Origin of the sequence: Bradyrhizobium australafricanum (assembly GCF_020329495.1) — a bacterium.
Classification (GTDB): Bacteria; Pseudomonadota; Alphaproteobacteria; order Rhizobiales; family Xanthobacteraceae; genus Bradyrhizobium; species Bradyrhizobium australafricanum.
In genome coordinates, this window is record NZ_JAGKJL010000062.1 from 1 (window position 1) to 21,963 (window position 21,963).

17 protein-coding genes and 1 pseudogene are annotated in these 21,963 nt (G+C 58.6%); 7 read left to right on the forward strand and 11 right to left on the reverse strand.

Going from position 1 to position 21,963, the window contains the following annotated elements; all coding sequences use genetic code 11:
* The 4 genes and pseudogenes from J6525_RS36710 to J6525_RS36725 all read right to left on the reverse strand — a co-directional run.
* The coding region (locus J6525_RS36710) for an IS4/Tn5 family transposase DNA-binding protein (protein WP_225647044.1) at window positions 1–178 on the reverse strand (178 nt) is incomplete at its 3' end.
* Between the two features lie 120 nt (window positions 179–298).
* Window positions 299–748: pseudogene (locus tag J6525_RS36715) on the reverse strand (transposase); the annotation flags it as partial.
* Between the two features lie 105 nt (window positions 749–853).
* Window positions 854–1,195, reverse strand: a complete 342-nt coding sequence (locus J6525_RS36720; protein WP_225648290.1) for a hypothetical protein — start codon at window positions 1,193–1,195, stop codon at window positions 854–856.
* Window positions 1,196–1,467: 272 nt separating this feature from the next.
* Entirely contained in the window at window positions 1,468–2,712 is a 1,245-nt protein-coding gene (locus tag J6525_RS36725; protein WP_225648291.1) for a cytochrome P450, read from the reverse strand.
* An 822-nt stretch (window positions 2,713–3,534) separates the two neighbouring features.
* Here J6525_RS36725 and J6525_RS36730 point away from each other — a divergent pair.
* Window positions 3,535–4,620 (forward strand): radical SAM/SPASM domain-containing protein, encoded by a 1,086-nt coding sequence (locus J6525_RS36730; RefSeq protein WP_225648292.1) that lies wholly within the window; start codon window positions 3,535–3,537, stop codon window positions 4,618–4,620.
* A 116-nt stretch (window positions 4,621–4,736) separates the two neighbouring features.
* On the opposite strand, the gene J6525_RS36735 is transcribed toward J6525_RS36730, so the two are convergent.
* On the reverse strand, window positions 4,737–6,005 hold the full coding sequence (locus J6525_RS36735) for an NAD(P)/FAD-dependent oxidoreductase (protein WP_225648293.1): 1,269 nt from the start codon (window positions 6,003–6,005) through the stop codon (window positions 4,737–4,739).
* Between the two features lie 306 nt (window positions 6,006–6,311).
* On the opposite strand from J6525_RS36735, the gene J6525_RS36740 reads away from it, so the two are divergent.
* Together J6525_RS36740 and J6525_RS36745 are read left to right on the forward strand one after the other, a co-directional pair.
* A complete protein-coding gene (locus J6525_RS36740; RefSeq protein WP_225648294.1) occupies window positions 6,312–8,618 on the forward strand; it encodes a hypothetical protein in 2,307 nt (768 codons plus the stop codon).
* Between the two features lie 738 nt (window positions 8,619–9,356).
* On the forward strand, window positions 9,357–10,523 hold the full coding sequence (locus tag J6525_RS36745; protein WP_225648295.1) for an acyl-CoA dehydrogenase family protein: 1,167 nt from the start codon (window positions 9,357–9,359) through the stop codon (window positions 10,521–10,523).
* Window positions 10,524–10,853: 330 nt separating this feature from the next.
* Here the strand turns inward: J6525_RS36745 and J6525_RS36750 are convergent, their stop codons facing one another.
* Window positions 10,854–11,294, reverse strand: a complete 441-nt coding sequence (locus J6525_RS36750) for a VirK family protein (protein WP_225648296.1) — start codon at window positions 11,292–11,294, stop codon at window positions 10,854–10,856.
* Between the two features lie 1,288 nt (window positions 11,295–12,582).
* Between J6525_RS36750 and J6525_RS36755 the strand changes: the two genes are divergently transcribed.
* From J6525_RS36755 to J6525_RS36770, 4 genes are all read left to right on the forward strand, one after another.
* Window positions 12,583–12,936 carry a hypothetical protein gene (locus tag J6525_RS36755; RefSeq protein ID WP_225648297.1) on the forward strand — a complete coding sequence of 118 codons (354 nt, stop codon included), beginning with the start codon at window positions 12,583–12,585 and terminating at the stop codon, window positions 12,934–12,936.
* Between the two features lie 2,059 nt (window positions 12,937–14,995).
* A complete protein-coding gene (locus tag J6525_RS36760; RefSeq protein WP_092087161.1) occupies window positions 14,996–15,685 on the forward strand; it encodes a response regulator in 690 nt (229 codons plus the stop codon).
* Window positions 15,686–15,754: 69 nt separating this feature from the next.
* Window positions 15,755–17,167, forward strand: coding sequence for a type II and III secretion system protein family protein (locus J6525_RS36765; protein ID WP_376708608.1), 1,413 nt, complete (start codon window positions 15,755–15,757; stop codon window positions 17,165–17,167).
* Window positions 17,168–17,177: 10 nt separating this feature from the next.
* Window positions 17,178–17,843, forward strand: a complete 666-nt coding sequence (locus tag J6525_RS36770; protein WP_225648299.1) for a CpaD family pilus assembly lipoprotein — start codon at window positions 17,178–17,180, stop codon at window positions 17,841–17,843.
* 236 nt (window positions 17,844–18,079) lie between these two features.
* Here the strand turns inward: J6525_RS36770 and J6525_RS36775 are convergent, their stop codons facing one another.
* From J6525_RS36775 to sctQ, 5 genes are read right to left on the reverse strand one after another with little or no spacing between them, the layout of a single operon-like run.
* On the reverse strand, window positions 18,080–19,117 hold the full coding sequence (locus J6525_RS36775) for an EscU/YscU/HrcU family type III secretion system export apparatus switch protein (RefSeq protein WP_225648300.1): 1,038 nt from the start codon (window positions 19,115–19,117) through the stop codon (window positions 18,080–18,082).
* Window positions 19,114–19,935, reverse strand: a complete 822-nt coding sequence (sctT, locus tag J6525_RS36780; RefSeq protein ID WP_225648301.1) for a type III secretion system export apparatus subunit SctT — start codon at window positions 19,933–19,935, stop codon at window positions 19,114–19,116. The genes J6525_RS36775 and sctT overlap by 4 nt, the downstream gene beginning before the upstream one ends.
* Before the next feature lie 10 nt (window positions 19,936–19,945).
* Complete coding sequence (locus tag J6525_RS36785; protein WP_057018251.1) at window positions 19,946–20,221, reverse strand: EscS/YscS/HrcS family type III secretion system export apparatus protein; 276 nt, start codon at window positions 20,219–20,221, stop codon at window positions 19,946–19,948.
* Between the two features lie 2 nt (window positions 20,222–20,223).
* Complete coding sequence (sctR, locus tag J6525_RS36790) at window positions 20,224–20,889, reverse strand: type III secretion system export apparatus subunit SctR (protein ID WP_225648302.1); 666 nt, start codon at window positions 20,887–20,889, stop codon at window positions 20,224–20,226.
* A complete protein-coding gene (sctQ, locus tag J6525_RS36795; RefSeq protein WP_225648314.1) occupies window positions 20,882–21,883 on the reverse strand; it encodes a type III secretion system cytoplasmic ring protein SctQ in 1,002 nt (333 codons plus the stop codon). The genes sctR and sctQ overlap by 8 nt, the downstream gene beginning before the upstream one ends.
* Window positions 21,884–21,963 lie beyond the last annotated feature (80 nt).

Here is a 21,963-nt window from a genome sequence, read left to right on the forward strand (position 1 = left end):
AAACCAGCGGGATGCTTTGACCCATGTCGCTCCCGATTTGTGCGAGCAATTTGCAGAACCGGCGACCAAGCCGCTCATCCTTAAACTCGCATCCCGCAACTTCCCGATCAACCCACGTCTCGATACCAGTCGTCAATCGCTGAGCACGCGCCCCGGCACGTTCCTTCACCAAGCCCATCGAGCACCCCGCGCTTCCGAATCAGGTGCTCAACAACGAATCACAACAGATTCTACCGATTCAAGATTTCGCCCGCGGCGCCTCGCTCAAATCCGACGTCAAATGTGGGTAATTGAAAGCAGGCAAGCTGGCGTGGTGGTTGGCAATCGACAGCGATACCGCCACCTGGCAATTATCCTGCTTGCCGAGCTGCCCGCAATATTGCCGTGCAACTCCAACCGAATGTCGCCCCTGCTTGGGAAATCCGGTGTCATCGATGATCCAGGCTTCGATAGGGCCCTGGCGTTCAATCGCCGGCAGGACCATCTCGCGCACCTTGCCCAGCACCTTCTCATCCGACCAGGCGCCGCTGCCGACGAAATGCAGCAGCGATTGATGCTGGGCCGCCGTCCGCTCCGGAGCCGTCACCGCCGCCATCGGCTCCACGCTCTTGCGACCGCGACAGGCCATCAGGCCGACGCAATAGTCGCGCAGCGGCGCCTTCCGAGCAGCATGACCGATGACACTGGCAAGCCCTTCCAAATATGCCGCAAATCGCTTCTCGCTCGTCTTGGTGCCTCGCCCGCTCATGTCGGCCTCATCGGCTAATGGTCCATGCTGCAACCATCGCTGATTCTGGCCGGCTAGAGCCTGCGGTTTTGTGACTCAGTCAGACTAGGCGTACTTGGAATATCCTCATAAAAATAACGCGGCGAGCGTGCCAAGCACACCGAGCGCCAATCCGATCAGCGAACCTACCGTCGGCACGTCTCGAAACAGCAGAAGCGTGAGAATCGGTTCCACCACTAAAATTGCTCCCACCGATGTCGCGATGATGACCCAGATATTCTCAAGATACATGTAACCCAGTGCATATCCGAAGACGAGAAGGATGCCGCCGAACGCTATCAGCAGGAACATCGGCAGGAGAGTTGTCAAATCGCCGCCGTCCTTTCCGAACTGCTTTGAGGCAAACAACTCTGCAATGATCGAAAGCGCTTCTCCAAAGAAAATCGCGCCCACCGCTACAATCTTCAATGTTGAGCTCATCGCTTGACACATCGAAATTGCTGTCAAAGGTTGTTTCCAATCTGGGATCGGTCTCTGGCCTGCCTCAGACAGCAGGAAAACCCGACGCCCTCGAGCACCTCCGTTCGTCGCTTGTCGCAGGCGCTCAACGTTTGCCGAAAGCCGCCCGGCTCCCGAGACGCCTCGCGCGGATCACCGCTTTCGGTCCTGCGCGGCGGAGAGTGGTCAAACAGGGAGACGAGACCGCGCAGCTGAGCGGCTGTTAGCCGGAGCATCACGACCTAAGCTGCAATCTGCGCAGGAAGAGCGGAATACCCGTGGACAAAGTTGGACGCAATTCGCTCGGGTTCGCCGACAACCTTGATCTCCAGCCGCGCCTTCAAGATTTCTTCCCAGAGGATTTTCAACTGCAGCTCTGCAAGATGTCGCCCAACGCAGCGATGGATCCCGAATCCGAACGAAAGATGTTGCCGCACGTTCTTGCGGTCGATGACGAAGCTATCGGCATTCTCGATGACCTCGTCGTCCCGGTTACCAGAAATATACCACATGACGACCTTGTCGCCCTTCCTGATATGTTTCCCACCTACGATGATATCGGCCGTGGCGTTGCGGCGCATATGTGCGATGGGCGTTTGATACCGAATAATCTCGGACACGGCGCTTGAGACCAGCTTGGGATTATCGCGTAGCTTTTGCAGCTCGGAGGGATGCTGGTTCATGAACAGAAGACCGCCGGTAATCGAATTGCGCGTTGTATCATTTCCACCCACGATCAGAAGAATTAGATTGCCAAGAAATTCGCTCGGCTCCATGTGTCGAGTTGCAGGCGAGTGCGCCATCATTGAAATCAGGTCGAGACGCGGCTCGGCATTGATGCGCTCGTTCCAAAGCCGCGCGAAACACGCCAAGCACTCAGACAAGATCGCGCTTCGCTTGTCCCAGCTGTCGATGGGCTGGCCGGTTTTCGGAATTGCAACAGCCACATCCGACCAATAGGTCAAGAGCCGCCGATCCTCAAATGGAAAGTCGAATAGCGTAGCAAGCATCTGCGTCGTCAACTCGATGGAGACCCGATCCACCCAATTGAAGTCATCGTTGCGCGGCAAGCCGTCTAGAATCGTTCTGACGCGACGGCGGATCAAGCTTTCGAGCTTCGTCAGGTTTTCCGGCGCGACGATCGGACTTACAGTATCACGCTGCTCGCGATGCTTAGGAGGACCCATCTTGATGAAACTTTGCGTCCAGTGCTTGTCAGGCACGTCGGCGATGGTAACACCCCGCTCCGACGAGAATATCTTGTGATTGGTATCTACCTCTACGATATCGCGGTATTTCGTTAGCGACCAATATGGACCATAGAGGCTTTCTTGGCAGTAGTGGACGGGATCTTCCCTTCGCAGCCGCTCGAAGTAATCCCATATGCTATCGTCTTGAAAGCGCTTGGCTTCGCTCACATCCAGCTTGCTCAGCGGGACATTGGAGGCGTCGACGTCGACTCGAAAGTCCGCCAATTGCGTTTTCATGATCGTCTCCGCAGATTTTGCTCTCTCAAGAGATGAGGGATCCACAGATCGCGATCGATAGTTTCGAGCTGCCGTGGCGTGCCGGTTGCGAGCGGGTCGCTGCTCCAGCAGAGTATCGCAAAAACCGGACAGTCACCCCTACCATTTCCGGCAGGTAAGTATCGTATTGACTTCCTAACTCCGTCCGCTCCAGTGGGGCGATGAGAACCATCCGCGCTACGTAAGCGGTGCCTAATGCTCCAGCTAGTGGCTGCTCAAGCTATCAAACAGGACGCAATGCGACCGCAGCTCCCCCCTTCTTTAAGAGGTCAAAATGCGAAGTCTTCAGCTCCTAACGGCCGCACTCAATTCCTTGCTTGGCGCTGGATCGTGCGGTGACCACCGCCCGCGCTGATCCTGCCCACGAAAACGGTTACCGCCGCTCCGCCGGGAACAGCTAGTTTGTTCATCGGTATGCGACAAGGCTGCTTCATCCATCATCCTGACCAGCAACTTGCATTTGGGCGGGAGCTCTCGCGGACGATTGCCGTCGAGGGCTGCGATGATTGATCGTCCGCGCCATCACGTTCACATCGTCGGGGCCATTCGGGAGGCTATCGCTCCGCCTGACATAAAAAAGAGGGCCTCGGGTCCGCGCCGCCCGTCAAGAGGAAATACGAAGTCCCGATGGGGCGGGCGGGTCAGATGCTCGTTCCGCTTCGCCAGGATTGCGTAAGCGTCCCCACCGAGGTTACCGAGTCCAGCATCAAGTTGTGCGAAACGAAACTATGATGCCAATGACGGCCAACGGTACCAAGTGGCGGTCGTGGCGGAGAGGAGGAGTTGACGCGCCAGATCAGCCCCACCTTGGTTGAGCATTATCGAACTCAGCGCGTTGTTAGCGTTGAGGCAGGATCTTGGTCTAGGTCGTTTCGCCAAACGACCTATCCTGGATTTGCAATCCGTGAGAAGCAAGGCAAGCCGCTGCACACCAAATGCTGCGCTCTTTCTTTAATTCTCCGGCACCTGAAAGGACCAGACAGAATGATGGCATATCCCATGGTGTTACAAAGCTTACGCGCCGTCAATCCTGGTCGCAGGGTGTTGGAGATAACCACGACCGCAGGATGCATCGTCAGATGTTCATATTGCTCCCAGGACAAGTTCGCCGATCGTCAAAGACCTGTGTCTCTAGCGAAGCATCTTGGCCTGCACGATTTCGAGCGATGTTTGGCACGCGTGCCCACGGCTACCGACATCAGTTTTGCCGGCTACTCGGAGCCTTGGCTGCATCCGTCGTGCACCAGCATGGTTGAGCATGCTTACGCACGCGGCCATGACATCCGAATTTTCACGACCCTTGTCGGGATGAACGGGAGTGACGTCCGGCGCTTGCAAATGCTCCAGTTTAGGGCTTTCGTCGTCCATGTTCCTGATGACGGCAGTTACATGAACAGACGCCTCGTTGGAAAGTCCTATCTCAACGTCATGGGCCAACTTCTCGAGGCGAACATTCCCTCAATTCGATTCGTCGTGCTGGGCACAATCCATCCCGCTCTCGCCGACATCATTCCCGCTAAAAAGCTTGAGCGCTTGCGGCCACTGAGCAGCACGCGAGGATGTCTCGATCCGGATATCATCAAACCACGACGGCCGGTCATCGGAGCCTTGACATGTCTTGGCAAACAACAATATCGCAATATCCTTCTTCCAAACGGCGATGTTACTCTGTGCTGCATGGATTTCGAGCGGCGTCATGTCTTGGGCAATCTTTTGCGCGACGAGTACGAACATCTCTTTGAAGGAACAATCTTTCGCGAAGTCGTCGATCGCATGAACGGAATGGCTGGTTTTCTGCTCTGCAGGAGGTGCGAGTTTGCCAATTCGCAGACGTCAGGACGGCGTATGGACGCCGACCAACAAGCTTGACGGCAGGGCCACGCGACTGCGGTTGTCAAGAATTCACGTAGATCGCTACGTGCCGGAAATGGCCATACCAACGGGGAAACTCGCCTTGATCGGATATACGACTGCCACTAGGTGGATCAGAGACGCGCTCCAGCGAGGTGAACCAGTTGGGAGCCTGCTCTGTAGAGGGCCTCACGGGCGGCACGAAACCGCCGATGTTCAACAGGCGCCGCTGGAAGTGGTAGATCCTTTTCTGCAAGGTGGCCGAGGATGTAGGACGCCAACACACGGCCGAAGACGGTGCCGGGTGCAATCCCGCGTCCGTTATAGCCGCCGAAGGAGACGAGGTTACGGTCGAGCTTGTGAAAGCGCGGCAGGTGGTCGGAAGTCATGCCGATCATCCCGAACCAACCGGTTTCGAACTCAAGCTCATCGAGCTGCGGAAACAGCCTGCGAAGCGATCTGATCGCCCAGGCTCGGTGAACCAAGGCACCGATACCCTGTAAAGCGCCAACGCTGCCGAACACCAGACGGCCCGACCGATCGAAGCGAAACGAGGAAAGGACCGCGCTGGTGTCCCATGCTCCCTGCCGTTCGGGCAAGATTGAGGTCCTGAGACGATCTGACAGCGGCCGCGTGGCCAAATTGAAGTAAGGAAGACGGACCTGCGACCGAGGTCTGTTCCCGTAAGCGTCGGTGGCGACGACCACCCACTCAGCACGTACGGATCCCATTGCCGTGCCGACCCTCCAGCACAAACCCATGTCGCTGACTGTGAGAACCTCAGTCCGAGTGAATATCCTCGCGCCCGCTGCAAGCGCAAGGCGCGCCAAACCCCGCGCATAGGCCAGCGGCTGTATTGTACCGGCGCGCTTGTCTAGCATCGCGCCAGTATAGTTGCCTCCGCCAATCTTTCTGCGGGTCTCCTCCGCGTTAAGCACGACGACCGGAGCACCGCGCTTTTGCCACTGCTCGGCACGTATCTGGATTTCCTGCAAGCCCCTATGGCCGACCGCGCAATGCAGGGTCCCCGCGCGCTCAACTTCGCAGTCGACCACATCTCTCTCGATCAGTTCAAAAACCTCCTGCGGTGCTCCACCCAGCAATTCGATGAGCCGTTCGCCAAACGGAGGGCCAAGCGTACCCGAGAGCGTGTCGGGCATGACCCACATGCCCGCATTGACGAGCCCAACGTTGCGCCCAGAACCACCGAACCCAATTTCGTATGCCTCCAGCACGACGGCGCGCGCGCCAGCCTTCGCGAGGTGAATGGCTGCAGAGAGACCGGTGTATCCACCGCCGATCACGACGACATCAGCTCTCGCATCGCCCACAAGAGGACCCGTATTCGGCGGCGCGGGTGCCGTCAGTTCCCACAAGCCGTGCGATTTGGGATTGCCGTGCATCCGACGAACTCGTTCTGTCCATCATCATGAATGATCTCGACCTACACATCGTGGCTGGCGGCAATAGAAATCAACTCCAACATTATGCACTTGCTCTTCTAGGAGGCAAGTGTGTTGGCCAATTGCCGTGCTCCTCCCCTCTTTGTCGCCAACTTTATCTTGAGGGCAGCACGACCACGCAGCAGCACCTCGGAGAAGGCATTTGCAGACTCCCATTGATTCCCACATCTGGCGAGCCCACGTCAGGTTTTGGAAAGCTGAGGGTACTAGCGAGAGAACACGAGGGCGACACCAGCAGACGAGAGCATGGACCGATTCAACAATATCAACCCAGCCGATACCGGACCCGCTGCGTCCGAAGCAACGGTGGAGCAACCGCAACGGCAGCAAGCCGAATTTGAGCAGCACTTGGGAGAAGCGGGTCAGGCTGGCCCTATATATCCACACCGAGAGCTTTATGATGTCTCTGACGAAGACGATCGCCTGATCCAGGCAGCGTCCAGCGCTGCTCTCGAGCGAGGGCCACCGCCGGGTTCTACCACCGTGAGCATTTATGATCGCCGACTTCGCAAATTGGCCGAGTTGCTGAAGCAGTCAGGTAAATCGATTGCTGAGCTCAATGACGATACGTTGCTCGCTTATGCCAAGAAGCTGCTGCCAACGGACAAAATCATCGCTCCAGCATTGTTTATGGTCAGCCGCTACCGCGATCCTGACGCCCTCGCTACCGCAACACATTACCGTACTTCCAAGGAAGGTGAACGGCTCATCAGGGAGGCCGCTGAGGCAGGCTTCGGTCGAGCAATCGACGCGAAAACGGCCGGAAATTATGCTAGCAGTCTCCGGAAGCTAGCGGCAGCACTGCGCCCCCTGTCAATGGCTAAGCTCAGCGACAAAGCGCTGCTCGGTCATGCCAACGCATTGTTTCGGGATGACGATAAACTTGTCTACGCCTTGAACGGGCTCCGCAATTATCGCGCGATCATCGGGCCGAACAATTTGGGAGGACAGGCAGCCAGCTCGCGCCTGCCGACACAGCCAGCCGCCCATTCACCGCTGCAGGTTCTCGAGGAGCAGCCTTTTGGGAACGCTGCGGATCGGAGCGCATTGGCGGCTGACGGTTTCAATGCTCCGCAGGATTGGCATGAAATGGGTTTAGCCACTTATTCTCCCATCCAAAGTGTAGCCCAGGACATGCTTTTCGACGCCGCGGAGCGGAGCGGCGAGCTTACGCCTTCCAGCTTCGATGCATCGCTGCTTTGGCAGGGAATGCGCGATGCCGCTTCCTCGCCCGTGCAAAGTTTCGCTCAGGAACAGCATTTCGATGCCGCGGATCGCCAGAGCCTGCTGCCAGCCATGCCCTACGATGCATCGGCGTCTTGGCCGACGATGAGCTCCGCCGGCCACTCTAACCCGCAAAGTGTCGACGAGAATGAGCTTTTCCATGCCGTGAATCGAGAGGACGCGCTGCCAGGCACAACTTTCGATGCACCTGAACTGTGGCCGCCGCCAAGTTCAGTCGTCGCCTCGCCCATGCAAAGCTTCGCCCAGGAAGATCTTTTCGATGCCGCGGATCGGGAGGGCTCCGTGACCGCGGACCGTCTTGTTGTACCGGAGTTTTGGCGGGAAGTGGGCTCGCCTGACCGCCCAGGGATGCAAAGTGTCCGTGGGGAAGAGTTTTTCGATGTCCTCCCCTCACAGCCGAGCTCGCGGCCGCAGAATCCTGCCTCTGAAGAGTACCTTGCAGGGATGATGGACCAAGGCGGTGCTATCATCGCCACGAGGTCTCCCCCAGGCAGCGAAAGCTTTGATGCTTCCTGGGCCGTTCCAGACGACTTCTCCCACGGCAACCAGTCCGCGCCGGATATGATGCGCTCCAAACTGGGCCACTGGGGTCTGTTGCCCGACGCGGCACAGCGGGTACAGACCTACGACATTGCCGGTGAGCGCTATACGGCCGTGTTAGGACCGGGAGGGCGCAATGATGTTCAGCTTATCCATCTGCGGTCTCCCGCTGCCGGTGACACGTTTGATGTTTCATTCGCAGTGCCAAGGGACTTTTCCCATGGCACGCAGCTGGCGCCCGACATGATGCTATCCACCCTGGGCAAGTGGGACTTCTTGCCTAATGCGGAACATCCGATCATGAACTATGAGATTGGCGGCGAACGCTACACGGCTGTGTTGGGACCGAGCGGATCCAACGACGTTCAACTCATTCATCACCCCAAGTTCGCTTTGCTGGGTGATGCTGCGCTTTTGACGCCGACGCCTCTCGCGCATACGTACGGCGGCCTTCTACCCGGGTTTGATCCGCCCGCATCGCTCGAATTGCAAAAGGCGGCGGCAAACCCTCCAAAGCCGTCTGCGGCGCAGGCATCGGGCCATCAGCCGCTCCGGCAAGTGCCTGAAATCGGAGAGTTGTTCCCCCGCGACTGGAGGCACGGCCCCCAAGAGGCTTCGCCTGCCGTGATCGACATGCTCCAAAATCTAGGTCTTCTGCCGAGCGAGTATGTCCCAATGACACGATTTTTAATCCACGGTCAGCCCTACACGGCCGAAAGCCTGCCCGGAGGCCGCGTTCTTCTCTTCCATCGGCCACAATTTGGCTGAACGAGGTGCTCGGCGCCTCGGACAGCTGCTCAAGCCTTCCGAGCCTAGGTCGGAGCTTTCGCTTTCAGAGATGTTAGAACCGCATCCGAATGACAGCTTAACCAGTGAGCAAACCCCAATGCGGCCAGCGCCAACACGATTCTTAAGCTGAACGATTTCAATCGCCTTGTGCATCGCATTCGGCAGCTAACTTTCACGGTTTCTGACGCTAGGCTGAATGTCTTTGCAGGAACAGCTTCCTGTCGGATCACTTGGACCTCCGAGCGGTCGAAATTGGAAATCGAGGCCTGCTTCCGTCCTGCTCCGCCCGTCGTGTTCGTTTGACAACGTTCTATGCCAGAAGTCGGACATGGAGCCGCGAAGGTCAGAGCGTATCACGTAGTCTGCGTCTCTTCAGCAAGGGTGCCAGATGATATCTCATTGGCACGCCGATTGCTGAGAAGCCGACTGCTGAGAAGATGGCAGATGCGTGCCGCTCGGTTGGGTCGCCAGCAGTTCGCGGGCGTGAGCGGCCGTGAGCCTGGCAACGAAAGCGACCGCCCCTAATTCGAGAAGACCAGACAAATCATGCGCCGCGGTCACCCGCGAAAATGCAATCTCGCAATGCGAGCCTCCAACCGTCTGATATTGCGTAATGATTATGTTCCCAAGACGAATCCGCCGCATTTACGATCTGGAAGGATACCCCACTCTTCGTCAATGGCGCGCAGTCACCCGTATAGGCACCAAGGAGAATTTATGAACGCTTCCCCAGAGATGATCCCGTCAGAAGCCGACGTCGAGCCCGTCAGCGGGGATAACCTCTCCTCGTTGCTCGCCGAGATCCGAAGCCGTCGAAACACGTTCGCGGTCGCGCAACAAATTCCAGACGACATAATCGATGGCTTTAAACGAGTTGGCGTCTATCGAGCTATGGTCACCAAGCGTTTTGGCGGCGAGGAGCAAACGCCCGCCGCGTTTTGTCAGCTGATCGAGCGCATTTCCGAGGCGGATGGATCGGCCGGCTGGGTCGCCAGCTTCGGTGATGGGGCTTGCAATCTCGCTGCTCTTCCGGATGAAACGCTCGCCAAAGTCTACGCGAATGGACCCGATGTGGTGTACGCGGCTGCGCTTTTTCCGCTACAGTCCGCCAGACGCAGTGCCGGCGGATTTGTCGTGAACGGCGTGTGGCCATTTGCCAGCGGCTCGCCCGGGGCGGCTTTGATTGGCGTCGGCATCAGGGTGGAAGACGACCCTATCGGCGACCTTCCGCGTGTAGCCGTAGTGCCGGCCGAAAAGGTAACTATCCGCCCCAATTGGGACGTCATTGGGCTGCAGGGAACCGGCAGCCATGACTTAGTTATCGAAGATGTCGTCGTGCCGGAGGAATGGACCCTGATCCGCGGCGGCTCGCCGACAATCGACCGGCCGATCTACCGTTATCCATCAGTGACGTTCGCCGCCCAGGCGCATGCGATCGTTGGCGTCGGTATTGCGCGCTCCGCACTGAACGAGGTGATCGCTATGAGCAGGAACCGCGCCTCGATCACCGGAGCGCCTGTGATGGGAGAGCGGGGCTACATCCAACTAGAAGCGGCCAGAGCCGAGGCTATGCTGCGTTCCGCGCGGTCCTTCTTCTATGAGGCTACCGAGGAGCTGTGGAACGAGGCGCTCAATGACGCGGTAAATCCGAATACGGCGACGCTGATGCGGCTCGCCGCGACTAACGCCGCGCTCCAAAGCGCCGAGGTCTGTAAGATCGCGAGCCGTCTCGCCGGCACTGACTCGCTGTACACGACGAGCAATCTGGCGCGCGCGATGTGCGACAGCTTCGTGGTTGCTCAGCATGCGGCTTTGAACGAGGGGACACTTCAGCGTGCGGGCCAACTCCTGCTCGGAGGTGCAGTGCAGCCAGGTTTTCCTTGATGTGGTTCATCCGGGAGCATTTTCGCACGAATAGCTGCGAAGGAAGGGCCACGAGCCATCAAACGGCCAACGCCGGAGCAGCGGTTTCTCCGCTCGCTCCGATCTCGCTATCTTCAGGACCGGGACCCCGCTGTCGTGGCGGGTATTCGCTCGGTATCTTGAGCGACTGCAACAAGCTCGAGCAACTCGATGAGCGTCGCGGAAAAGACGGCCAGAAACAATCTGGCCGTCTCTCATGATCGATATTATTCGTGTCGTGGCTTGCGAAGATGCCCGCACGGTTAAAGGATCGAGGTTTCGAAGCGCATCCCCGTCCCTGTGTTCTTTCGTTTACCAGATGAACTTTGCGCCATCCGGCAGTTCACAGATGAATTCGCCCTGGTTCACGAGTTCGGTGGTCCCGACGACAAGCTTTGAGGCCCGCACCGTGAGCTTACCTTCGCGGCTGAGGCTATGGCGAATGTATTCGGTCACCGCATGTCCGGAGCTGTCCACCGTTTGGTGCGCATTGGCGAAGCTGATGCCGTTCTGCGGGGTCACCCTGAATGCATTGATGACCAGGCCGGCCTGTGTCGCCGAAGCTGGCTTGCCACCCTCCGCGGCAGCACAGCGACTCATGTCCAGGATGAGCTTCACGTTCTTGCCGGCCTGCAGGGCATTGAGCACCTCAGTGTATTTCGGCGAGGGCTCATCGGCTCTCGCCATCGTGCTCACACTCATGGCCGAAAGCAAAGAGAGCAGGATCGCCAGCCCTTTGCCAATAAACTTCATATGCTCTTCTCCCTCGATAAGTACCACAGATCACACGTGGCAAGATGCCGTGCTCGCAAACTGTTTGGTGGAAACCAGACATCAAGCGCACGCGCGCCTGCGAGGAAAACAACCTGTCGCAACCAGGCGCAAGTGGTTGTGGTGGCTATCCCTACCTCACAACCTCGTAGGTCAGGTTTGTTAAAGCGGCCCATCCTCGTGCGACATCGCTGGAACGATTTGATCAAGTAGCAGCCGCTCGGAAACCACAAACGGCAAGCGGTCGCGCTGATCCAATGGAGACTAACGATCGCGACGATGCGGTTCCACGCGCGCGTAACGGACGATTTCCAACGAACATTTGGAGCAGCCACATCTGCCTGCTTGTCCACGTTGATACCTGGGGCTCCCTGCCACTCAGACGACAGACAACAATGAAGCGAATCTGGCGTCGCGCAGTGAAAAAGCTCTTCAAGGCCCAATTTCGGCCTCGTCACAAATGGCAGACAGCACAAAGCAGCGCCGATTTGTGATCCGTCGATTAGCGTCGCTTCCACCTGGCTCAGCGCTCGCCTCACTGAACTGAATTCAGCCGGTGACCGTCAAACCGACACTCACCGTCTGGTCCGTCAGCTTCTCGAAAGCTGCACCTGCAACAGTCTACACTAATAGCCGGCACTCGAGGGAAGAGAGAAATGAATGTTGAACCATGGAACGCTACATACACTCCCTTTGAGCTTCAGGACGTGCTGGAGCAGCCACATCGGACGGACCGGCAGCCAGACGAGCTGAGCGCACAAACCAGCACACCGGCATCCGGCTCGGAGGATCAGGCAAGCTTTGAGCAGCCGCTAGATGATTTGGATCCAGATGAATTGAATTCGGTCTACCCTGCCTCCTTGGCGGCAAATAATACGACTGCTACGTCCTCGACCGCGCCGAACGAGAGCTCCCCGGAAACCGGCCCCTATCCAGCCACATTATTTATCAGTGCGCGCGCTCAACTTGCCGCGACGCTGACAGGCGCCACGCTTGAAGCGCTCAGAAACGAGATCGACCTCGCCGCGCATCAATCAGCACGTTGGTCGCCGGCGACCGCAGCTCCCGCCGATCGGGACCTTGTATTCGATGACGTGGCGGGGTCGTCATATGTCACACTGCGGCGCTTTCAGAATCAGGACAACGATTGCAAGCCGCGCGCGGAAGAAAAAACGAGAGCAATCTCGCATATCCGTAACACGGCTCGGGATCATTCTTCCGTTGGAGATCCTCTGGAGCGATATACTATGGACCGGGCGCGGCAAGCCGGATGGCATATGCGCGGCAAGACAGCAGCATCTCCTTTCGTGTCGCTGGTGAGGATCCCTCAAAACTGCTTGTTTCGCGCGACCACTGGGCGAGAGCCATCGCCAACAATGCGAACACGCTGCACACCTACACCGTCCCGAAGTCCGCGGTCTGGACGCCCGACGATGTGCTGAGCAGTATCGGGCTTGGAATGAACGCTGAGGACCAGGACACCATCGATGGGGACGTGGATCTGATGTGCTCGCTGGGCAGAACGCCAACCCGAGAGACCGAACGATTGTTTCTAGGCGGCAACCTCGACGATTACCGGACGGACAGCGCGGCAAATCCGTACAAGCGCGATGGCGCTGATTAGGTACTTGCTAAGCACGCGCTGCAGCGGTGTCCTCGTTCATTCACAAAGGCACCTCCCTTAAGGACGAGTTGAAGGACGCGCGCAGGCTTCACGAACAATAGCTTGAGCAGCCTGCGCCTCGAGCTATCAAATGCCTCAATCGGCGCCGTTATGAGAGCGAACTCGACACCCGGAGCCCATTCAACTCGCTCTTCCAAGTGATTCTTTGGCGGTGCTCATTCGTGTTTTTCGGCTATTGCCTGACATCGATCCAATCGCCGCGATCACATTCGTCACCGAGCTCGCGGCTTGAGCCGGTGAAAACTCCGCCTCTACCCATGGGCGGCTTGGCCTGACGCGGAGGCGTTCAACCAGAAGACCGGTGGACGCGACCGCATGGCCAGCGCACTAAAAGCTGCATCACCCATGGTATGGCAGGCGGCGGCGAGCGCCGCGCCTATCCGCCGCTTGAATGCATTCCATCAAAACAATTGATTTTTCCGATCCTGCCCGAAGCCCCCATAGTCGGCCGCAGTTTTGGAGCAGCATTCAGGAACGTGGTGTGACAGTCGACCCTCTCTTCAATCCTTTGCCAGTCAATTCGACTTGGCAACCGCGCCTCTGCACCCACGACGTTAAGCTCTATGCATCAGATCTGCTCATCTGGCAGCCGGCCGTAGTCCGCCTGCCAATCGCCACGTGTGAGGCAACCAGGCAATCTCATGCTCGCGCGCGTTATGGCTTGCCTTAACGCGCAGCGAGAACGACCGACTCACGCTATCGCTGCGGCTGAAGCTGAAGCTGCACATCGCAGAATTTTGGAGAGGCGAAATGCTCACAACCTTCGAAAACACGAGAGCGACAGCGACCCACAAGGCTATGACCGTGTTCAAACTGTGTCGCGACCGAGTCAAGACGCGCACAAGATGGAGGGTACTCGTAACCAACTGTTAAAGACACTTGATCCTCACCTGACGTCAGATTGTAGGATTTCCGACAGCTTCGCGATACCGAACCCGCGCGCGAACACTTCCTGACAGGTAGCAAGAATTGCGAATGTCTTTCAAACTTAACGACGCTCCGCTCCACCCCATCACGTGGGTCGATCACTGCTGTGGACGACGTGTTCTCCGTAACGTCTATGTGCAGGACAGAGAAGCCGGCGCCCCCCCTGTTGCGGCCCGAGCAGCATTTAGCGGCCGAGTAGAACTCGGATTCCATTTGCCTTGGCCTGACCGCGCACCACGCAGCCTCAAATTTGCGCTTGGATTACTTTGCAGTCGATCATCGCAAGTGAAGCGATGCAACTGGCATAGCCATATCAGCCAGATGGGCCATCGCCCAGAAATGCGGCAGTCCCCTCCGTCTCTTGTTCGCTACTTTCGAGGGGATCGCACATCGGAGCCGACCGAGAGTTGGGAGCGTCGGCGTCCTGCGCGTCCATCACCGGCTGGGGAAAGGCTTTTTCAGTAGCCCGGAGGCGCATCATCGTTCGTTCGTCGCGCAACGCAGCTCTGGAGACATCGTCCGGACGCGTAGCGTGAAACTGTCTTCACGCGGAACAGCTTGCCTTGTCGCGACACCATGGTTCGACAGCACAGCAAGTACTGACCGCGGGACTGGGGAAAAGTGGGGAGTACCCAATGCCGATTTCACTAGACTATTCAACCACGACTCCATCCGCTCGCTCCTGCGCTTGGGTGTCGATGTCGATTGCGAGGTCCAGCGCTATAAAGATCGAAGGCTGCTGTGCAGTAGGTGCAAACACGGACGCGATTGACGCGCAGATGCGTCAAACTGCTGCGACGGCTTTCGCCCTCGTGAATGATTTCGAAAGTCTTCCCGGTCCAAGGGATCTGCTCGGCATCGCCGACGGCACATGCAGCCCCCGGCGGTCCATCGCGCTTTCCAACCCGGTGACAAGGAATTCACCGGGATTGATCGCCCGTCACCATGCTCTGCTTCCTCGCCGCCGGACATTTCCGCTCATGTCGAAGCGGGCGCCGGTCAGCTTCATCAAACCTCTTGGTCAACCGTGACGCGCCTAAGGTCCTGGCGCGGATGGACGAGAGGCGATGAAATGCGAATTCTCCTGGTTGATCATCATGCGGACTTTGCCCGTGCTGTGAAGGAAGCGCTCCCCGATTGCGGGTTTGCTGTTGACGTGACACGCACACTGGACGAGGCGTCGGCCGCGCTGGATTGCGCGAACTACCACATTCTTTTGCTCGAATTGGTTTTGCCCGATGGAGACGGCTTGGACTGGCTGAAGCAACTCCGGCGCGAGGGTTGTTCAATGCCGGCCATCATGATGAGCAGCCTCAACGACCTCGGGCGGCGGATTGCGATCTTTAACGCGGGTGCGGACGACTTCCTCCCCAAACCCGTGTCGACCGAAGAACTCATCGCGCGCATGCGAGCCATTCTGCGGCGGTCAACGCAAATGACGGCGCCGGTCGTGACATTCGGCAATCTGCATTTCGATCCGATCGCGAGGCAAGTCGCGGTCGGCGGTCGGATACTGAGGATTGCCCGCCGCGAAGTGTGCATTCTCGAACATTTGCTCAACCGTGCCGGTCGTACCGTGCCGCGCGCATCTCTGGAGGATAGCCTTTATGCGTTCGACGACGAGGTCTCGACCAATGCGCTGGAAGTCGGCATCTATCGCTTGCGTACGCATTTGAGCCAGTCGGGTGCGACGCTCAGGATCAAGACGGCGCGCGGCGTCGGTTACACCCTTGAACTCATTGGCGCAGCGTCGGCTGCTTAGCCGATTCAACTTGAAAGCAATAACCCCTTGAATTTCGATAACAATGCTGCGCGCGCTGATGAGCCGTCGATGGTAGCTGGGGCGACGCGCTCTGCCGTTTTGCCTCGCCTCTGCTACGTCCTGTGCGGACTTGCTATGCTATTTCCGCTTGCTGCGGCAGCCCAAGCCAAGCGGGATGGCAAAGCAGAACCGCCGCATAGCGCGCCCGGCAGCACCTCCGGCACGCTGAACCTGATTTCCTCACAGGGCAAGACGATCCATCTGACCGCTGCGGCGGCGAGCATCTTTGTTGCCGACCCGACGATTGCGGATTATCAGGCGCCGTCAAATACGACAATCTTCGTGTTTGGCAAGAAATCAGGACGCACCAGCCTCTTTGCCCTGAACGAAAACGGCGAGGCTCTCGCCGAGCTACGCGTGGTCGTCACACAACCGATCGAGGACCTGCGAGCCATGCTTCGAGCTGAGGTCGGCGACTATCCGATCCAGGTCAGCTATACCCCGCGCGGAGCGATCCTGAGCGGTACCGCGCCCAATGCCGAGGTCGTCGAGACAGCCAAGAAGGTCACCGAGCAGTTTCTCGGGGCGGGTGCGCTCGTCGTCAACAAGATCCAGGTGGCCGGCTCGCTGCAGGTGAATCTCAGCGTACGGGTCGCAGAAGTGTCCCGCAGTGCCGTCAAGGATCTCAATATCCACTTCACGGCCTCCAGTCCAAACGGCGCTTTCCTTATCAGCGGCAAGGATGGCGGATCCGCCGCGGCGAACGGTGGCGGCACGATCGGTATCGGATTCAGCGCGGGCAATACCAATCTGAGCGCTGTTCTCGACGCGCTCGCCAGCGAGCACCTCGCCTCGATCCTGGCTGAGCCGAATCTGACGGCGATGTCCGGCGAGTCCGCGAGTTTCCTGGCCGGCGGCGAATTCCCCATTCCTGTGATGCAGGATAATCGGCAGGTTTCGGTCCAATTCCGCCAGTTCGGCGTGAGCCTCGAATTCGTCCCGACAGTGCTCAACAATAATCAGATCAATGTCCGTGTGAAGCCCGAAGTCAGCGAACTGTCGAGCGAAGGCCAAGTCAAGATCAATGGCATGGAAGTCCCTGCGCTTTCGACGCGACGAGCTAGCACCGTGGTCGAACTCGCCAGCGGTCAGAGCTTTGCCATCGGCGGACTGATCAGGCGCAACTTCAACAACGACATTGGCGAGTTTCCCTGGCTCGGCGACGTGCCGATCCTTGGCGCGCTGTTTCGCTCCTCATCGTTTCAAAAGCGCGAGACCGAGCTGGTTATCATTGTCACGCCTTACATCGTGCGGCCCGGATCGAACCCGACCCGGATGAGTGCACCGACCGACCGCATAGCACCGCCCTCAGACACGGGCCGCATCTTGACGAACACGCTGGCGCGGCCGCCAAAAGACCGCGATGCGCCCCGCACGAGCGCACCAGGATTGACCGGCAGCGCCGGCTTTATCATCGAATGAGGATCGTCAAATGACGTTGCGACATTTGTGCCATTTGATCGTTGTTGCGGCAACATTGGGCGGATGCGCAAACAGTGCTTCGATCCGTCCCGGGCCGGCTGAACAGGCGATCCAAGTGGAGCAGAAGAACAGTGTTTTGTTCCTACAGAGCCTTCGTGGCTCCGAAAGGCACCGGCTGCGGAGTTTCATTGCGAGTGCAAGTGGCGGCCGGCGGGACGCACTCCATGTCGATGTCACCGGCACGCCCCGGCTCATTGCACAGGTGGCCCACGAGGCCCGTGCCATGGGCGTTGCCCCCTATAATATTCGCCTGTCCGCCTCACCTCTCGATCTGCCCTCCCGTTTCGGGGTAAGGATCGAGGCGATCACATTTGAAGCCCAGCCTCCTGTCTGTCCGTCGCTTTCCATCGTCGGGCCTGCGGTCAACGATAATTCGTTCGACCCGACGCTTGGCTGCTCGACCAGAAGCAATCTGGCAGTCATGGTCAACGATCCGCTCGACTTGCTGGACAATCGCTCGGTCATGACGAGTAATGGCGATCGCGCCGCCATTCCGGTTGCCAGCTATGGCACGTTTGGCCCGGGCAACAAGAGCAACGGAGAAGGTGGACAGAGCAATGGGGCCGCGTCGGAAGCTCCCGCGGCGGCAACGAGGGACGTACAGCCTCCCCGGTGACGGGCGTTGCATCGCCGCCGCCTGATCAAAATGATCTAGCAATTTCCCGTGCCGATTGAATCGCAGGCCGGATTTTTGTTCTGGCGCGCTTTCTTCCGCGAACCGGTACACAACTTCGCTCGACAGCCGTCTAGTCTAGAGACTTTTCCGTTCCGATTGAATCGGAACGGAGCTGTAGATTCTTGTTTGACGCATTTCCTTCGCGCGAACCGGCGTCCACCTCGCTGGAAACCGCTCTAGACCAGCCCGGCAGCGTAAAGGGCTTTTGCGACCGACTCGAAATATTGAGACGGAACCGGGTTGCCGAGTCTTGCTTTGCCGAGCAGCTGATGTGTCAGGACGTCGTCATCCACTATCTTGAGGCGCAGCGCGCGCGCCTCGCCTAGCAACTTGGAAGCAGCTTCGCCCTCACCCCGACAGACCAGAACCGGCACGCCGGTTTCGCCGCGAACATAGCGCAGCCCAATCAAGGCTGCGGACCCCCTTAGTATCAAGTTGGCGCGATTGACGCCAAGCGGAGCCTCGTTCGCCGACGCCTGGCGCAGACGCCTGCGTTCACTCTTCACCTGCGGATTGCCTTGCTGCTCCTTGTTCTCGCGCTTGGCCTCGGTTTCGGTCATGCGCAGCTCCTGTATGAACAACCACCGCTGGATCAGAAGGTCGGCCAACCCGCCGACGAGGAACGCCCCGGCAGCAATCCCGGCCAGCAGCTTGATCTCGGTGAAGACTATTCCGAGGCAGCCCATGCCGCAGACCGGCAAATACACCAGTGCCTTCCAGCTTGCGGTCACGGTAAGGAAAAAGCACGTCCCGAGGAGCAGCACCTTAACCAGCGTCTTGCCAAGCTCGACGGCCGAACGTTTAGATGCAAGCCGCGTCAAGCCTTTGATCGGATCCAGTTTCTCAAGCTTCGGTTTGAGCGGCTCCAACGCAAACATGAAACCGCCATTGGCCACGACATTGGCCAGAAGGGCTGCTGCGACGGCAGCCGCGAGCAAAGGCCCGACCGTTGCCATCGAAAGTTCCAGCAACCCGTTGAGCGCCTGCGGAACCGCGCTCGTGAAGGGCTGCTCCTGCAGTTTGTCGATCAGCCGGACCGTTTCATGCCACTTGTCTTCGATCGCACCCGCTCTCCACCACAGACAGGAAAAGCCGGCGCAGGCGCTGACCCCGCTCACCAGGTCGGAGCTGCGCGCGCTCTGCCCTTTCTTGCGCGCATCGCGCAGCTTCTTGGGGGTCGGGGGAAGCTTCTTCTCCTCGCTCGTGCCGCTCATTTCAAGAGCTTCTTGAAGGACTCGAGCACGTTGTTCGACGTGAGGATTTCAGCTCCTGCGTATTCGAGGAGATAGACGGTATAGCTGACCATGATGACGCCGAAGGCAACATTCTTGATCGTGGGCGAAAGATCGTTCAGCTTGAGTTGCGATGCAAAGCGGCCGAGCATCATGACCGACACGTCGATCAGCAGCAGCAGGGCCAGCACCGGCCCGGCGACCAATAGCGTCGTCAGCATGATATGATCGAGAAGAGTGAGGCATTCCATTGCTCCCTGTGCCGTCACCGCAGGCAGGAACTGATACACGGGCCAGATCAGATAGCTGCCGTAAAGGCTGCTCACCATGGTCTGCAGGCCGCCGACCAGAACGAAGATCGTGACCGCAGTGACGCCGAGAAAAAGCCCGGTCCCCGACGCTTGGCTGTGCGTCGCAGGATCTTCTGCTGCGACCTGGCTGGAGATTCCTCGTTGCGTATCGATGATGTCGCCGACTGCCTGGATGCTCCATAGGGGAATGCTGAGCAGGATACCGAGCAGAAGGCCGACGAACACCTCCTTCAAACCGAGCATGGTTACGCTGACCAGACGCGTGTTCGGATCTAGCGCCTCCAGTCCTAGCTTGATCTGCGCCAGACACGGTAGCCCGATCGCGATCGTCAGACTTCCGCGGATCAGGCCACTGATGCGCGGCCGGGTGAAGACGGGAAGCACAAGCATGATGCCCAAGGCGCGGGCCGCGCTCAGGCCGGTTGCTGCGATAAGTTCGATTCCGCCCTGGACGAAGGCGTGCGCATCTGTGGGTGACAGGCCGGCCATCCAAGCCCTGCTAGTATCTTGCGGTGAGTGCAGGAAACTCGCTGAAAATGCGTTCGGCCTGCTCGATGAGCGGAGCGCTGAGGACCGGAGAGAACCCGGCGAGTACGGCGACGACGACGAGAAGCTTCACCGTCAGGGGTAAGGTTTGATCTTGGAGCTGGGTTGCCGCCTGGATGAGGCCGATGATCAATCCCGAGATCAGGGCTGCCAGGAGCGGCGGCAGAACCCAGATCATGAAAAGCACGAGCGATTCGCTCAGGTACTTGAGGATGCTGGCTTCGTTCATTATCAACCTCCCGGCGTCGTGTAGCTCAAAACCAGCCCGTGCATGAGACGTGACCAGCCGTCAATGGTAACGAACAAAAAGAGCTTGAACGGAACAGATATCACTGTCGGCGACACCATCGACATCCCCATGGCCATCAAAATCGTCGTGACGATCAGGTCGATGGTGATAAAGGGAAGATAAAGAAGAAAGCCGATTTCGAAGCCGCGCTTGAGCTCCGAAATCAAGAACGACGGCACAAGAATCACAAAATCATCAGCCGTGGCGCTGCCGCGCATCTCCTCCGACCAGACATGTTCGGTCGATGACAGGAAAAACCGGCGCTGCTCTTCATTAGTGAACTTCTTCAAATGCGCGCGCAGCGGTTCCTGCCCCTCCTTGGCGGCCGTCACCCAGTCATCAAACGTTTGGTAGCGGAGTTGCGGGTCCGTCAGGCGGTTGTAGGTCTGCTCAAACACCGGCGCGCTGATGAAGACGGTCAGGATCAGTGCCGCCCCATACAGGACGATATTGGGCGGTATCGATTGTGTCCCGAGCGCGTTGCGCACCAGGAAAAGCACAACGGAGACCTTTATGAAGGCGGTCGTCGTCACGACGACGAAGGCGAGCAGGCCGAGACCGACCGTGATCGCCAAAAGCGCGAGGATGCTGGGTTGAATCTCAGTCATTGACCGCCAACCTGCCGCGTAACCTGACGGCAAGTTCGTCGCCAACCCGTACGATATCGCCACGGCCGATGCGCTGCCCGTTGGCAAGGATATCAACAGGGCCGTCAAGCGACCGGCCGAGTTCGAACACATGGCCTTCGTTGATGCTCCGCAAGGTTCCAATCGGCATCGGCCAGCGGCCGCATTCGAATACGAGTGTGATCTCGAGGCTGTCGATATCGGCCTCGGAGGGAGGCTGCTGGGCCTGGGGTTGTGTCGTCATGTGTCCACTTTTCGAGGGGTGAGATTGCGAGCGGAATGGTCCCCGCAGGACCAGTCGGTCGCCGGCAACCTCCGCAGGGGCCCACAAAGTGCCGGCAGTGAGGATGATCTGGCCACGAGCAAGGTAAATTGCGTCTGGCAGCAGCGCATCGCCTTGCTGGGCTTGACGAACAAGGCCGATTGTAATGCGGAGCGAGCCAACCTCCCCTGCAACGACCACAGGGAGTTCAGAGCAAACGTTAGGCGCCTGTCGCGGCAGTCGGCCAAGCAATTCGCCTAGGACGCCGAACGCTGGCGGGACCAGACCGTCAAGAGACGAGAATAGGAAGAGGCGAACCTTGCTCGTGAGCGGACCATAGGCGACATCGAACTCAAGGAATGGACCTGATTTCGCCGCTTCATCGGTGCGGAGAAGCTGCAAATGCCGCTGCGTCAGCTGCTCCAGGGAAGAGAGCAACGGGTCTAGCGCGAGTTCAAGGACCAGCGAACGCGTTGGCTCGGAAGGTAAGGTCAGGCCATTCTGCACCGTCGCAATCAGCGCTTCGGCAAACGACCTGGGCAAGGACAGGACGAGCGTTTCGCCGCCTGCGTCAAAGACGCAGTCAAGCATCGATGTCTCAGGTGGCTCGACCTGCCAGACAAGCCGGACCATGCGCAGCGATAGCGGCTTATCGCCGAAACGGCTTTGCAGAGGTCCGCGGAAAGCTGCGATCTCATTGAGCCACGAGACCACAGCACGAGATAGGGTCAGCTGTGGCCTGAATGGTACGGGTCCACCCAGCCTCTGTGTCGCAGGGGGCGCCTGCCCATCGC

Bases quoted from the DNA above. Each gene is read 5' to 3' on its own strand.
- J6525_RS36725 (WP_225648291.1), bottom strand. From the start codon at position 2,712: ATGAAAACGCAATTGGCGGACTTTCGAGTCGACGTCGACGCCTCCAAT.
- J6525_RS36735 (WP_225648293.1), bottom strand. From the start codon at position 6,005: ATGCACGGCAATCCCAAATCGCACGGCTTGTGGGAACTGACGGCACCC.
- J6525_RS36740 (WP_225648294.1), top strand. From the start codon at position 6,312: ATGGACCGATTCAACAATATCAACCCAGCCGATACCGGACCCGCTGCG.
- J6525_RS36745 (WP_225648295.1), top strand. From the start codon at position 9,357: ATGAACGCTTCCCCAGAGATGATCCCGTCAGAAGCCGACGTCGAGCCC.
- J6525_RS36750 (WP_225648296.1), bottom strand. From the start codon at position 11,294: ATGAAGTTTATTGGCAAAGGGCTGGCGATCCTGCTCTCTTTGCTTTCG.
- J6525_RS36755 (WP_225648297.1), top strand. From the start codon at position 12,583: ATGGCATATGCGCGGCAAGACAGCAGCATCTCCTTTCGTGTCGCTGGT.
- J6525_RS36760 (WP_092087161.1), top strand. From the start codon at position 14,996: ATGCGAATTCTCCTGGTTGATCATCATGCGGACTTTGCCCGTGCTGTG.
- J6525_RS36765 (WP_376708608.1), top strand. From the start codon at position 15,755: ATGGTAGCTGGGGCGACGCGCTCTGCCGTTTTGCCTCGCCTCTGCTAC.
- J6525_RS36770 (WP_225648299.1), top strand. From the start codon at position 17,178: ATGACGTTGCGACATTTGTGCCATTTGATCGTTGTTGCGGCAACATTG.
- J6525_RS36775 (WP_225648300.1), bottom strand. From the start codon at position 19,117: ATGAGCGGCACGAGCGAGGAGAAGAAGCTTCCCCCGACCCCCAAGAAG.
- sctT (WP_225648301.1), bottom strand. From the start codon at position 19,935: ATGGCCGGCCTGTCACCCACAGATGCGCACGCCTTCGTCCAGGGCGGA.
- J6525_RS36785 (WP_057018251.1), bottom strand. From the start codon at position 20,221: ATGAACGAAGCCAGCATCCTCAAGTACCTGAGCGAATCGCTCGTGCTT.
- sctR (WP_225648302.1), bottom strand. From the start codon at position 20,889: ATGACTGAGATTCAACCCAGCATCCTCGCGCTTTTGGCGATCACGGTC.